The sequence below is a fragment of the Streptomyces sp. NPDC052496 genome, assembly GCF_040679095.1.
Taxonomy (GTDB): Bacteria; Actinomycetota; Actinomycetes; order Streptomycetales; family Streptomycetaceae; genus Streptomyces.
Genome location: NZ_JBFAUH010000014.1, coordinates 179,497 through 193,106 on the forward strand (window position 1 = coordinate 179,497; position 13,610 = coordinate 193,106).

At 74.1% G+C, this 13,610-nt stretch carries 9 protein-coding genes; 6 read left to right on the forward strand and 3 right to left on the reverse strand.

From position 1 onward, the window contains the following. Positions 1–33 precede the first annotated feature (33 nt). The 3 genes from AB0L45_RS20310 to AB0L45_RS20320 all read left to right on the forward strand — a co-directional run bounded on the left by AB0L45_RS20310 (position 34) and on the right by AB0L45_RS20320 (position 5,782). Positions 34–1,206, forward strand: coding sequence for an alpha/beta fold hydrolase (locus AB0L45_RS20310; RefSeq protein WP_365841738.1), 1,173 nt, complete (start codon positions 34–36; stop codon positions 1,204–1,206). A gap of 215 nt (positions 1,207–1,421) precedes the next feature. Then, a complete protein-coding gene (locus tag AB0L45_RS20315) occupies positions 1,422–2,588 on the forward strand; it encodes an exonuclease SbcCD subunit D (RefSeq protein WP_365841739.1) in 1,167 nt (388 codons plus the stop codon). Then, positions 2,585–5,782 (forward strand): SMC family ATPase, encoded by a 3,198-nt coding sequence (locus AB0L45_RS20320; RefSeq protein WP_365841741.1) that lies wholly within the window; start codon positions 2,585–2,587, stop codon positions 5,780–5,782. Before AB0L45_RS20315 ends, AB0L45_RS20320 begins: the two co-directional genes overlap by 4 nt. A gap of 9 nt (positions 5,783–5,791) precedes the next feature. On the opposite strand, the gene AB0L45_RS20325 is transcribed toward AB0L45_RS20320, so the two are convergent. Then, positions 5,792–6,238 carry an Lrp/AsnC family transcriptional regulator gene (locus AB0L45_RS20325; protein ID WP_365841743.1) on the reverse strand — a complete coding sequence of 149 codons (447 nt, stop codon included), beginning with the start codon at positions 6,236–6,238 and terminating at the stop codon, positions 5,792–5,794. Positions 6,239–6,477: 239 nt separating this feature from the next. On the opposite strand from AB0L45_RS20325, the gene AB0L45_RS20330 reads away from it, so the two are divergent. Beyond that, a complete protein-coding gene (locus AB0L45_RS20330) occupies positions 6,478–7,308 on the forward strand; it encodes a class I SAM-dependent methyltransferase (RefSeq protein WP_365841745.1) in 831 nt (276 codons plus the stop codon). Between the two features lie 88 nt (positions 7,309–7,396). Here AB0L45_RS20330 and AB0L45_RS20335 read toward each other — a convergent pair whose 3' ends face one another. Further along, positions 7,397–9,091, reverse strand: a complete 1,695-nt coding sequence (locus AB0L45_RS20335; RefSeq protein ID WP_365841747.1) for a DUF885 domain-containing protein — start codon at positions 9,089–9,091, stop codon at positions 7,397–7,399. Between the two features lie 215 nt (positions 9,092–9,306). On the opposite strand from AB0L45_RS20335, the gene AB0L45_RS20340 reads away from it, so the two are divergent. Together AB0L45_RS20340 and AB0L45_RS20345 are read left to right on the forward strand one after the other, a co-directional pair. After that, entirely contained in the window at positions 9,307–10,425 is a 1,119-nt protein-coding gene (locus tag AB0L45_RS20340; protein ID WP_365841749.1) for a LysR substrate-binding domain-containing protein, read from the forward strand. A 77-nt stretch (positions 10,426–10,502) separates the two neighbouring features. Continuing rightward, positions 10,503–11,873 carry a carbohydrate-binding protein gene (locus AB0L45_RS20345; protein WP_365841751.1) on the forward strand — a complete coding sequence of 457 codons (1,371 nt, stop codon included), beginning with the start codon at positions 10,503–10,505 and terminating at the stop codon, positions 11,871–11,873. 285 nt (positions 11,874–12,158) lie between these two features. Here AB0L45_RS20345 and AB0L45_RS20350 read toward each other — a convergent pair whose 3' ends face one another. Beyond that, entirely contained in the window at positions 12,159–13,565 is a 1,407-nt protein-coding gene (locus AB0L45_RS20350; protein ID WP_365841753.1) for a GNAT family N-acetyltransferase, read from the reverse strand. Between the last annotated feature and the right edge of the window lie 45 nt (positions 13,566–13,610).

Consider the following 13,610-nt stretch of genomic DNA (forward strand, 5'->3'; position numbering starts at 1 on the left):
ATTCCGTCTCCCGACTTCGACAGGAAGAAGCCGATGCGTCACAGATACCTGCCCCGCGCGGCCGTGGCCCTGGCCCTGACCGCCGCCGTTTGCGCACCCGCCGCCACCGCCCATGCGGCGAACCCGCCGGCCGGCCGTACGGAGAACCTTTCGGTACGGTCGGCCGAATCCGGGCCGGCGCTGCCCGCGCCCACCGGAAAGCACCCGGTCGGCAAGACCACCTTGCACCTGAAGGACGACGGGCGGCCCGATCCATGGGTGCCCGGTGAGCGCCGGGAACTGATGGTCTCCGTCTGGTACCCGGCCGTACGGCCTTCGAAGAATCCCGCACCGTACATGACCGCGGCGGAATCCGAGGAGTACCTGAAAACCAGCGGCGTGAAGGTGCCGCCACACCTGCTGAGCACCGTACGCACCCACGCGACCCTGGAAACGGAACCGGCCGCGCGGCGCGGCGGGCTTCCCCTGGTCGTGCTCTCGCCGGGCTTCGGCATGCCGCGCGCCACACTGACCGGACTCGCGGAAGAGCTGGCGTCCCGCGGCTACGCCGTCGCCGCCGTCGGACACAATTACGAGGCCAACGGCACCACCTTCCCCGACGGGCACACGACGCCCTGTGCGGCGTGCAAGGGCGCGGACATGACGGACGCGGACTGGCAGCGGGTCGGCGCCGTGCGCGCCCAGGACATCTCGTTCGTACTGGACGAGCTGACCAGCGACCGCCCGGGGTGGCAGGGCAGGAAATTCATCGACGCCGGCCGTATCGCGATGGTCGGCCATTCGGCCGGTGGCTTCAGTATCATCCCGGCCATGTTGCGCGACGCGCGCATCAAGGCAGGCGTCAACATGGACGGCAATTTCCGCTACCCGAACGACGTGCCCCTGGACCGCCCGGTACTGATGCTCGGCATGACCGGCCACGTACCCGGCGGCCCTGACGCGACCTGGGACCGGACCTGGAAACAATTCACCGGCTGGAAGCGCTGGCTGAGCGTCGAAGGGACCGGCCACCTCTCCTTCACCGACCTGGCGGCCCTGACCAAGAAACTCGGCATCCCGTTCCAGGACCTGGACGGCGACCGCTGCGACGCCGTCACCCGCGCCTATGTGGCAGCCTTCGTCGACCGGCATCTGCGCGGAACGGAAAGTGCTCTGCTGACCGGCCCTTCGGCCCGGTATCCGGAGGTCGTATTCCACCGGCCGTAGACCGCGCCGGGGAAAACCGGTGAGAACCTGCGCGGAGCGTATTTCCCGAGCCGGATCCGGTGATCGTCCGATCGTCCGGGAGGGCGGGGACGAGGCCGGTGAGGGAAGAGGTGCCGGCAGAGACTAAAGTCGTCCGTGCCGATGTGCGGGCCCGAGGTGACCCGTGCGCGGCCGGTGCCCGAGGGAGGACGAAAGATGCAGGCCGGAGCGTTGCTGTGAGATTTCTGCACACCTCCGACTGGCACCTCGGCCGCTCGTTCCACCGGGTGAACCTGCTCACCGCGCAGCGGGCCTTCCTCGACCACCTCGTCGAGACGGTCCGTACGCAGCGGGTCGACGCGGTCCTCGTCGCGGGCGACGTGTACGACCGCGCCGTACCGCCGCTGGCCGCGGTGGAACTGTTCGACGAGGCCCTGCACCGCCTCGCGGACCTGGGCGTACCGACCGTCATGATCTCCGGCAACCACGACTCCGCCCGCCGGCTCGGCGTCGGCTCCGGACTGATGCGGCAGGCCGGCATCCACCTGCGGACCGACCCGGCGGCCTGCGCCACGCCGGTCGTGCTGCGCGACGAGCACGGCGAGGTCGCCCTGTACGGGCTGCCGTACCTGGAACCGGCCCTGGTCAAGGACGAGTTCGGCGCCGAGCGGGCCGACCACGCGCACGTCCTGGGCGCCGCCATGGACCGGGTGCGCGACGATCTCGCGGGGCGGCCCGCCGGCACCCGGTCGGTGGTGCTCGCGCACGCCTTCGTCACCGGCGGCGCGCCCAGTGACAGTGAGCGGGACATCATGGTCGGTGGCGTGGAGTCCGTCCCCGCGTCCGTCTTCGACGGCGTGGACTACGCCGCCCTCGGGCATCTGCACGGCTGCCAGACGATCACCGACCGGGTCCGCTACTCCGGCTCGCCGCTCGCGTACTCCTTCTCCGAGGAGCGGCACCGCAAGTCCATGTGGCTCGTGGACCTGGACGCCGCGGGCACGGTGACCGCCGAGCGCCTGGACTGCCCGGTGCCCCGGCCGCTGGCCCGCATCCGCGGCGCGCTGGAGGACCTGCTGGCGGACCCGGCGCTGGCCGTCCACGAGGACGCGTGGGTGGAGGCGACCCTGACCGACGCCGCCCGCCCGCACGAACCGATGGCCCGGCTCGCCGCCCGCTTCCCGCACATCCTCAGCCTCGCCTTCGACCCGGAGGAGAGCACCGCCCGCACCCTCGCCTCGTACGCGCAGCGGCTGCGCGGCCGCAGCGACCAGGAGATCGCCGAGGACTTCGTCGCCCACGTGCGCCCCGGGCGCGGCGTGGACGACGAGGAGCGGGCCGTGCTGCGCGCCGCCCTCGACGAGGTACGCACCGACGACGTACTGCGGGAGGTGGCGCGGTGAGGCTGCACCGGCTGTCCGTGACGGCCTTCGGCCCGTTCGGACGCACCCAGACCATCGACTTCGACCGGCTCGCGCAAGCCGGTCTCTTCCTGCTCCACGGGCCGACCGGCGCCGGCAAGACCTCCATCCTGGACGCCGTCTGCTTCGCCCTGTACGGGACCGTGCCGGGCACGCGGCAGAGCGGCCAGGCGCTGCGCAGCGACCTCGCCGACCCGCTCACGCCCACCGAGGTCGTCCTCGAACTGACCGTCGGCGGGCGGCGGCTGGAGATCACGCGGCTGCCGGAACAGCCCCGCCCGAAGAAGCGCGGGACCGGCACGACCCGCGAGAAGGCACAGAGCCGGCTGCGCGAGTACGTGACCGGCGACGGCGGGCCGGACGGCGGCGGGCGCTGGAAGGCGCTGAGCCGGTCGCACCAGGAGATCGGCGAGGAGATCGGCCAGCTGCTCGGCATGAGCAAGGAGCAGTTCTGCCAGGTCGTGCTGTTGCCGCAAGGCGATTTCGCCCGCTTCCTGCGCGCCGACGCCGAGGCCCGCGCCCGGCTGCTGGGGCGGCTCTTCGACACCCGCCGGTTCGCCGCCCTCGAAGACCAGCTCGCCGCCCGCCGCAAGGCCGCCGCCGACCAGGTGTCCGCCGGCGACGACCGGCTGCTGGCGCTCGCCCACCGGATGGACCAGGCGGCGAGGGAGCCGGCCGACCTCGCCGACCCCGCGGTCCCCGCGCCGGGGCGGGCACCCGAAGCGGTGGCGCCGGCGGCCGGCCGCCGTGGCGGTACGGGCCGGGCGACGCGGACCGCCGGCGCGGCGCCCCAGGGCACGGCGACCGCCACCGTCCGCGTACCAGGGCAGTACGGGCGGGAGACCGGTGCGGCCGCCGCCGTGCAGCCGGCCGAGGCGCCGAGCCCCGGCGACCCGGGCTTCGCCGAGGCCGTACTGGTACGGGCCGCGGTGGCGCGGTCCAGTGCGCGCGAGCGGTACGACATCGCCCGGCTCGCCGTACGCTCCGCGGAGGCGGCGGAGGCCGCGGCCCGCGCGCGGGCGGACGAGCAGCGCGAGCGCGACCGCCTCCAGCGGCGGTACGCCGAGGCGCAGCGGCGCGCGGCGGAGCTGGCGGCGCAGTCCGGCGAGCGGGACCGGGCCCGGGACCGGCTGGCGCGGGCCCGCGCGGCCTCCGAGGTCGCCCCGGCGCTGGCGCTGCGGGACGCGGCCTGGCGCGAGCACGGGACGGCGCAGGCCGCCGAGCGGCGCGGGCGTGCCCAGCTGCCGCCCGACCTCGCCGGCGCGGACACCGAACGGCTCGCCACGCTGGAACGAGAGCTGCGCCAGGACCTCGGGTCGCTGGCGGCGGCCCGCCGGGCCGAGAGCCGCGCCGCCGAGATCGCCGAGGAGCGCGCCGGGATCGAGCGGGAGGCGCGCGCCGACGAGCAGACGCTGGTGGACGCCGCCGCCTGGCTCGCGGACTGGGGGCCGGCCCACCAGGAACACCAGCGGCGCATCGAGACCGCCCAGGAAGCCGCGGCCCGCGCCGAGCAGCTCCACGCGCAGCTCGACCCGGCCCGCCAACGGCTGGCAGCCGCACGGCGCCGCGACCGGCTGGCGGACGCCCTGCGGGCCGCGGACGAGGACGCGCTGCGCGCCCGGGAGCGCGCGGCGGCGGCCCACGAGCACTGGCTCGACCTCAAGGACCGCCGCCTGCGCGGCATCGCGGCCGAGCTCGCCGCCGGGCTGGAAGACGGTGCCGCGTGCGCGGTGTGCGGCGCCACCGAGCACCCCGCTCCGGCCCGTACCGAAGCCGGGCACGTGGACCGTACGGCCGAGGAAGCGGCGCTGGATGCCTACCGGCAGGCCGAGTCCGTACGGCAGGACGCCGAGCGCGACCGGCAGTCCCTGAAGGAGGAACTGGCCGCCGCGTCCGCGACCGCCGGAGACGCCGCCGTCGCCGAACTCGCGCGCACGGAAGAGGAGTTGCGCACGGCGTACGAGCGCGAGCGGGCCACGGGCGCCGGCCTCCACGCGGCCCGGGAGGCGTCCGCCCGCGCCGAGCGGGAGTACGAACGCCGCCGCGCCGAGCAGCAGGAAGCCGAGCGCCGCGCGGCCGCACGCACCTCCCACCGCGAAGCCCTCGACCGGGAACTCGCCTCGCTGGAGAGCGGGTTGGCACAGGCACGCGACGGCTTCGCGAGCGTCACCGAGCGTGCCCGGCGCCTGGAGCGGCAGGTCGAGCTGCTGGCCGAGGCCGCCACCGCGGCCCGTACGGCCGACGCGTGCGCCGAGCGGCTGAAGGAGGCCGACGCCCAGCTGTCCGACGCCGCTTACCGCGCCGGATTCGACACCCCGCAGGACGCGTCGGACGCCCTGCTGAGCGACGCCGACTGGCGGGCCCTGCAACAGCGCCTCGACCGCCACCAGGCCGAAACGGCCGCCGTGGAAGCCGAGCTGGCCGACCCCGAGGCGGTCGCCGCGGCGGGCCTCCCGCCCGCGGACCCGGACCGGGCGCAGGCCGAACTCGAACACGCGGGCCGCAGACTGCGCACCGCCGGCGCGGCCTACGCCGCCGCCGAGGAACGCTGCGCCGAACTGGACCGGCTCGGCGCCCACGCCCACTCCGACGCCCGCCGGCTGGCCCCGCTGCGTACCGAGTATGAGCGCATCGCCCGCCTCGCCTCCCTCGCCGCCGGCACGTCGGCGGAGAACGAACGCCGGATGCGCCTGGAGTCCTACGTGCTCGCCGCCCGGCTCGAACAGGTCGCCGCGGCCGCCGGCGCGCGCCTGCACCGCATGTCCTCCGGCCGCTACACACTCGTGCACTCCGACGAACGGGCCGGTGGCGCGCGCCGTTCCGGCCTGGGCCTGCACGTCATCGACGCCTGGACCGGCCACGAACGGGACACCGCCAGCCTCTCCGGCGGCGAGACGTTCTTCGCCTCACTGGCCCTGGCCCTCGGACTCGCCGACGTGGTCACCGACGAGGCGGGCGGCACCCGCCTGGACACCCTCTTCATCGACGAGGGCTTCGGCAGCCTGGACGAACAGACCCTGGACGAGGTGCTGGACGTCCTGGACTCCCTGCGCGAACGGGACCGCAGCGTCGGCATCGTCAGCCACGTCGCGGACCTCCGGCAGCGCATACCGGCGCAGCTGGAGGTCGTGAAGGACCGCGCGGGGTCGTCCGTACGGCACCGGGTGCCGGAGTGAGCCGGCGGCTCAGGGGCTGATCGGACGCCGGGGCAGCGGGGACGAGTACACGACGCTGGTCGTCACCGCGCCCAGTGCGCCCATCCGGCCCGACACCTCCTCCAGGTGCTTCATCGACCGGGCGGCGACCTTCAGGACGAAACAGTCGTCGCCCGTGACGTGGTGGGCCTCCAGGATCTCGGGCGTGGTCTCCAGCAGGTCGTGGAACGGCTTGTCGTTGCCGTTCGGACAGCGCAGCCGGACGAAGGCCAGCACCGACAGCCCGATGCCCGCCGGGTCGACCACCGCGGCGTACCCGGATATCACCCCGGCCTCCTCCAGGCGCCGTACCCGCTCGGTCACCGCGCTGGCGGACATGTTCACGGCGCGGGCCAGTTCGGCGTAGCCCGCGCGGCCGTTGCGCTGCAGGACGTCGAGGATGCGCCAGTCGGTGGCGTCAGGGGAATAGCCGGTCATGGGAGGTGTCTAGCAGTGGAATCCCCGGTGGATCAAGGGTTTTGCCGCTGATCACCACTTCCTGGCATCCGGCACCTTCCGGCTTCCGGCATCCGCCGACGCCGGGCATCCCGCCACGCGCCGCGCGGGGGTGCCACCCACGCAGCGGAACGCACAGCGGGTGAAGTCGTGAGCCCGGAAGGGGGGTTCCGGCGCGGAAGCGATGTGCCGGTCCCGTCCGGGCTGGCATGGTGCTGAATGTGAGCAACGTACGCGAGGTCATCCGATATTACCGTCAGCCGGGATCTCAGCTGGGGTACCGCCTCTTCCTGAACGGCACCAAACATTTCGGCTTCTATCGCGAGACGGATTCCCCGTGGGCCTGGTCGAAAGCGCTGCGCCGGATGGAAGACCGCATGGGCCGGGCGCTCGCGCAGCCGCCGGGCGCGCGGGTGCTCGACGCCGGGTGCGGTGTGGGGGACGTGGCGAGCCGGCTGGCGGGCCGCTTCGGCCTGCGGGTGCACGGGGTGGACGTACTCGACACCCACGTCGCGCAGGCCCGGCGGCGCGCCCGCCGCCGGGGCCTCGACCACCTGCTCACCTTCTCGCACAGCGACTACGCGGCCCTCGACTTCCCCGACGAGAGCTTCGACGCCGTCTACACCATGGAGACGCTGGTGCACGCGGCGGAGGCCGAGGAGGTGCTGCGGCAGTTCCACCGCGTCCTCAAGCCCGGCGGCCGGCTCGTCATGTTCGAGTACGCCCGGGAGGCCGCCGCCCGGATGCCGGCCCCCGCCGCCGACGTGTTCCGGCAGCTGAACGACTGGGCCGCGATGCCCTCGTTCCAGCGTTTCACCTACGGCACGCTGGAACGCCTGACCGCCGACACCGGATTCACGGTACGCGGCGTCGAGGACATCTCACGCGATATGTGGCCGATGCTGCGCTGCTTCGCCGTCATCGGGGCGCTGCCTTATGCGGCGTGCCGGACGGTGGGTGTGCGCCGGCATTCCGTGAACACCATGTCGGCCGTGGAATTCTGGCGGCACCGGGCCTTTTGGCGGTACGAGATTCATACTGCCGAGAAATAGGCCGGGGCGGCGGGGCGCGGGACAGCCCGGAGGAGCGGGGACCGCGTCCGTCCCCGGCCCCCGCGGCGACGGGCCCGCCGCCCCCGGCTCAGATCCGCGACAGCTCGGCCAGCAGGTCGTCCAGGCCCAGCGAACCCTGCGACAGCGCCGCCATGTGCCACGCCTTGAGGTCGAAGTCCGCGCCGTGCCGCTGCCGGGCCGCCTCGCGGCCGCTGAGCCACGTACGCTCGCCCAGCTTGTAGCCGATGGCCTGGCCCGGCATCCCCTGATAACGGACGATCTCGCTCTCGACGAAGTCCGCGGGACGGCTGGAGTGGCGGCCGAAGAACTCCTGCGCCAGCTCCGGCGTCCAGCGCTCGCCCGGGTGGAACGGCGAGTCCGCCGGAATGGTCAGTTCCAGGTGCATGCCGATGTCGATGATGACGCGGACCGCCCGCATCATCTGCGCGTCCAGGTAGCCGAGCCGGCGTTCCGCGCTGGTCAGAAAGCCCAGCTCGTCCATCAGGCGCTCCGCGTACAGCGCCCAGCCCTCGGCGTTCGCGCTGACCATGCCCACCGTCGTCTGGTAGCGCGAGAGGTCCTCGGCGACGTGCGCCCACTGCGCCAGCTGGAGGTGGTGGCCCGGTACGCCCTCGTGGTACCAGGTCGAGACCAGGTCGTACGTCGGGAAGCGGGTCTGGCCCATCGTCGGCAGCCACGTACGGCCCGGGCGGGAGAAGTCCAGCGAGGGGCTCGTGTAGTACGGCGCGGCGGCGCCACCGGGCGGCGCGATCCGCGACTCCACGTGCTTGACCCGCTCCGCCAGGTCGAAGTGGGTGCCGTCCAGCGCCTCGATGGCCTGGTCCATCAGTGCCTGGAGCCACTGGCGGGTCTCCTCGACGCCCACCACGACCTCGCCGTTGCCGTCCAGCCAGGACAGCGCCTCCCACGGGGTCTTCGCACCGGGCAGGACCTTCTCGGCCTCCTTGACCATCTCGGCGTGCAGCCGGTGGAACTCCGACCAGCCGTAGGTGTACGCCTCCTCCAGGTCCAGGTCGGTGCCGTTGAAGTAGCGGGCGAGCAGGGCGTAGCGCTCGCGGCCCACCACGTCCGGCGCGCCCTCGACCGCCGGCGCGTACCGGTCGCGGAACCAGTCGCGCAGTTCCACCAGCGCGCCGGTCGCCACCGACGCCGCCGCGTCCAGCTCGGCGCGCAGCGCCTCGGGGCCCGGCTCGGTCAGGTCGGCGAACCAGCTGCGGTCCGTACCGATCCAGGTGTCCAACTGCCCGATGACGGTCGCGACTTGCCGCGGCCCGGCGGGCAGGGTCTGCTTCAGGCCCGCCTCCAGCGAGGCGCGGTAGCCCTCCAGCGCCGCGGGCACCGCCCGCAGCCGCTGGGCGAGCGCCGACCAGTCGTCGTCCGTCTCGACCGGCGTGATCGTCAGCACCTCGCGCACCGAGTGCAGCGGTGAGTGCAGATTGCTCACCGCGCGCAGCCCCTCGCCCGCCTCGTGCACGGCCAGCTCGGCGGTCAGCCGCTCGCGCAGCAGCCGGGCGCAGCGCCGTTCGCTCTCGCTGTCCCCGCCCGGCCGCCGCTCGGCCTCGGCGAGCCGGTCCAGCGTCGTACGGGCCAACTGGGCCACCGCTTCCTGGCCGGTGGGCGAGAAGTCGGGCAGCCGGCTCGAACTCTCCGGGACGCCCAGGAAGGTGCCGGTGATGGGGTCCAGCTCGATCAGGGCGTCGACATGGGCGTCGGCGACCTGGCGGGGGAGCGGAGCGGTGTCGGAAGCAGTGGTGTGGGACATGCGCCCATCCTCGTACGGAAGCCCCTGGTACGTCATCATCAGCGCGCCGTGCGTTGCGGCCGGGGGCGCCGCGTCCGCGCAGGGCGAACGGGGAGCGGGGCGGCGCGGGGGAGGGCGCGGGGCGGCACCGGGGGCCGCCGTACCGGGTGACGTGGCCGTCATTGGTCCGGACCGGACTATTGCTCCCGCCCGGAGCGGAGCACCAAGCTCGCAGAATGGACCTGGAATTGCGGCATTTGAAGACGATCCGGACTATTGCCGACGCGGGCAGCCTGACCAAGGCCGCCGCCCGGCTCGGCCTCGCCCAGCCCGCCCTGAGCGCCCAGCTCAAACGCATCGAGCGCACCCTGGGCGGCCGGCTCTTCGAGCGCGGGCGCTACGGCGTACGGCCCACCGCCCTGGGCGAGTTCGTGCTCGAACGCGCCCGCGTCGTACTGCCCGCGATCAGCGAGCTCCAGCAGGAGGCCGTACGGTTCACCAGCACCTGTGGCGCCGTACCGGGCCTGCGCCTCGGCGGCACCCACGGGCCGCTGCTCGGCGGGCTGGTGGACCGGCTGGCGACCGTCCGCCCCGGTGTGCCGGTGACCACGTTCACCACCTGGTCCGAACGCGAGATCGCCGCCTCCGTCGCCACCGGACGGCTGGACTTCGCGCTGATCGGGGCCTGCGGGGAGAGCCCGGCCCCCGAGTCCGAACGGCTCAGCTGGCGGGAGGTGGCGGTGGACCCGGTCTTCGTCATGCTCGCCGAGCGCCACCCGCTGGCCGGGCGGCGCGAGATCGGCCTGGCGGAACTGGCGACCGAGGCCTGGGCGGACGTACCGGGCGACGGCTGCTTCGCGGACTGCTTCACCCTGGCCTGCGCCCGCGCCGGCTTCACCCCCACCCGCGTGTACGAGACCGACACCGCGTCCTGCATCCACCTCGTCCAGGTCGGCCGCGCGGCCGGACTGTGCCGTGCCACACTGCCGCCCACCCCGGGGGTGGTGACCAGACCGCTGGCCGGCACGCCGCTGTCCTGGCGCCACCTGGTGGGCTGGCTGCCGGGCACCCCCGCGGCGGACGCCGCCTCCGAGGTCGTCACCCAGGCCCGCGCCGCGCACGCCGACGCCGCCGCCCGCAGCGACAGCTACACGCAGTGGCTCGCCGACCACCGCGACGCGGCCGATCCGGGGCCGCCGCGTACCGCGAGCCGCTCCGTCCCCGGTTCCGCGCCCGCCCCCGGTTCCGCATCCGTCCCCGGCCTCGCGCCCGCCCCCGGGCCGCGGCCACCGAAGCGCACCGCATACCCCGGATCGCCACCCGGCATCCATAACACCTGGCAGAAGGAGAGCTGACATCTTCTGCCGGCCGGCACACGGCACCTACGTTTTCGGCACCTCCACCCCCCCCCGAGACCGAGGAGAGCTCCCCCATGCGCCACAGACACGCCCGAACCAGCGCGTGTGCCATCGTCGCCGCCGTCGGTGCCCTCGTCCTGACCGCGCTGCCCGGCTCGGCAGCGGCGGACTCGACGGCCCCGCAGACCTCCCACCGGTCGGCCGCCGAGACCCTGTCCGTCGGCGCCACCTCCGACGCCGTGTTCCAGGCGATGCGGCGCGACCTCGGCCTCGACCGGGCGCAGGCCGAACGCCGGCTGGCCAACGAGGCGGAGGCCGGCGCGGTCGCCGGGCGCCTGCGCCACGCGCTGGGCGGTTCCTTCGCCGGCGCCTGGGTCAGCGGCACCGAGTCCGCCACCCTGACCGTCGCCACCACCGACGCCACCCGCATGGCGGCCGTACGGGCGGCGGGTGCGCGCGCCGTCCACGTACCGCACACCCTCGCCCAGCTCGACGCCGCCAAGGACAAGCTGGACCGCGCGTCGGCGCGCCGAGCCGCCCCCGAAGCGTCCTCGTGGGCCGTCGACGTCCGCACCAACACGGTGCAGTTGCGCGCCGCCGACCCGGCCGCCGCCCGCTCGTTCGTCGCCGCCAGCGGCGCCGACCGCGGCCTGATCAGCGTCGGCCGGACCACCGAACGCCCGCGCCCCCTCTACGACATCCGCGGCGGTGACGCGTACTACATGGGCGGCGGACGCTGCTCCGTAGGCTTCGCGATCACCCGCGGCTCCCAGCAGGGCTTCGCCACCGCCGGCCACTGCGGCCGCGCCGGCACCTCCACCACCGGCTACAACCAGGTGGCCCAGGGCAGCTTCCAGGCGTCCACCTTCCCCGGCCGGGACACCGCCTGGGTCGCCACCAACAGCAACTGGACCGCGACCCCGTACGTCAAGGGACAGGGCGGCCAGAACGTCCGGGTCGCCGGCTCCACCCAGGCGGCGGTCGGCGCCTCGATCTGCCGCTCCGGCTCCACCACCGGCTGGCACTGCGGCACCGTCCAGCAGCACAACACCAGCGTCACCTACCCGCAGGGCACCGTCAGCGGCGTGACCAGGACCTCGGTGTGCGCCGAGCCGGGCGACTCCGGCGGCTCCTTCATCTCCGGCAGCCAGGCACAGGGCGTCACCTCCGGCGGCTCCGGCAACTGCCGCTCCGGCGGCACGACCTACTACCAGCCCATCAACCCGCTGCTCCAGGGCTACGGCCTCACGCTGAAGACCGGCACGAGCGGCTCCGAGAACCCCGGACCCGGCCAGCCGGGTGAGACCACCTGGGCCGCCGGCACCGTCTACGAGGCGGGCGCCCAGGTCACGTACGACGGCACCACGTACCGCTGCCTCCAGAGCCACCAGGCGCAGCCGGGGTGGGAGCCCGCGAACACACCGTCGCTGTGGGAGCAGGTCTGAGCACGACGGCGGCAGTACGACGGCGACAGCACGACGGTGAGGGCACGTCGTCCGGCGACGTCCCCGACGGCAACCGCCACCTGACCGAGAGCCACTGAGGTACGGCACCGATCCGCACCGGTTGCCGTACCGCTCGGGGTCGGCTGGTACGAGCGCTCGCGTACCGGCCGGCCCCCCTTCTTTCCGCGGGCGCGCACCAAGCGTTCGATCACGGCTTCCGTGCTTGCGCACCGGGTGTCCGATCACGGTGTTCCGTGCGTGCGCACCGGGCGTTCGGCCGCCTCCTCAGGTCGTCTGCGGCCCGGTCCGCGGCACCACGCGGGCCGCCTCCGGCCGTACGGACTCCCGCCGGGCAGGCAGCCCCTCCGGGCGGGCGCTGATCACCAGCGTGCCTTCCTCGACCTGGTAGTCCAGTGGCAGCCGCAGCCCGCGCATCGCCGCCACCATGCCGGTGTTCGACGCCTGCGTGATCGCGTAGACACTCGCGCAACCCGCCTCGGCCGCCATGCCGACCAGCCGCCGCAGCAGCTCCGAGCCGATGCCACGCTGCTGCCACGCGTCCTCGACCAGCAGCGCCACCTCGGTCTCCGTGCCGTCCCACAGCAGGTGGCCGAGGGCCACCAGCCGCCCGGACGCGGTCTCCACCGCGAGCGTGCGGCCGAAACGGGGGCTGAGCAGATGGTCCAGGTACCGCTCGGTGTCGGCGACCGGGCCGTGGTAGCGCATCGCCAGCGTCCGGGCCGAGCAGCGCTCGTGCATCTCGCGGGCCGCGTCCAGGTCGGAGGGGCCGGCGCGGCGGACGGTGATGGCGTTGCCCTCGGGCAGGGTCAGCACGTCGCGGCGCGGCGGCACCCGCTGGCCGAGCCGGGCGTCCAGCTCGACCAGCGCCCGTACCCGAGCGAACTCGGTGGGCGTGAAGGGCAGCTGCGGGCGCTCGATGCTGACGGTCCCCCCGGACGGGTCACGGAACTTCATGGTGTGCTCTTCGAGGATGCCCTCGTCCGGCACCGGTTCGGCCGGCGGGTGCCCCTTCAGGGCCCGCGCGGGCACCGAATGGATGGTGCAGCGGCCCAGCAACTGGCGTAGGGCCAGCGGCAGCTCGGCGGAGTCCAGGGCCGTACGGGTGGCCAGCCCCAGCATCCGGGTCGGGGCGTCCACCAGGTCGTGGGCGTCCGCGCGCTCCAGCCAGGTGTGGGCGCCGCCCGCCGCGGCGACCGTCCGGATCAGTTCGGCGGCGGGCAGCGGGACGGGGGCGCGCAACAGGAACTCGTCGACCGTCCCGTCCGACAGCGGGTGCGTCTGAAGGCTCAGGATGTCCACCCGGTGGCGGGCCAGGGCCGTGCACAGCGCGGCGAGGCTGCCCGGCTCGTCCCGTACGGTCGTACGCATCCGCCACAGCGCCGTCTCCTGCCGCCCGCCCTCGGGTCCGGCCGGAGCGGTGGGCGCTGCGGCGCCGGTATCGGTCGGCGGCGGCGCGTGTTCGTGGCGGCGTGACCACCAGGTGTGGAATGCGGCCGTGGCGATCAGGGCGACCGCCGAGCCGCACAGCAGCACCGGCCCCGACGGGCCGTGCGCGACGGCGTTGGCGAGGGCGTCCGCCACGGACACGGCGGTGAACAGGGCCGCCAGTTCGACCAGGTCCCGCCGCCAGTGGTGGCGGCGGGAGCTCTTGGCAGAGGTCACGTCAGTCATGCAGCCCAGCGTCGCCTACGGGTGTTGCCTGATCGAGAACGCTCT

Excerpts from the sequence above, each read along its gene's own strand:
- AB0L45_RS20310 (WP_365841738.1), top strand. The coding sequence starts at position 34 with ATGCGTCACAGATACCTGCCCCGCGCGGCCGTGGCCCTGGCCCTGACC.
- AB0L45_RS20325 (WP_365841743.1), bottom strand. The coding sequence starts at position 6,238 with ATGACCGGCTATTCCCCTGACGCCACCGACTGGCGCATCCTCGACGTC.
- AB0L45_RS20335 (WP_365841747.1), bottom strand. The coding sequence starts at position 9,091 with ATGTCCCACACCACTGCTTCCGACACCGCTCCGCTCCCCCGCCAGGTC.
- AB0L45_RS20340 (WP_365841749.1), top strand. The coding sequence starts at position 9,307 with ATGGACCTGGAATTGCGGCATTTGAAGACGATCCGGACTATTGCCGAC.
- AB0L45_RS20345 (WP_365841751.1), top strand. The coding sequence starts at position 10,503 with ATGCGCCACAGACACGCCCGAACCAGCGCGTGTGCCATCGTCGCCGCC.
- AB0L45_RS20350 (WP_365841753.1), bottom strand. The coding sequence starts at position 13,565 with ATGACTGACGTGACCTCTGCCAAGAGCTCCCGCCGCCACCACTGGCGG.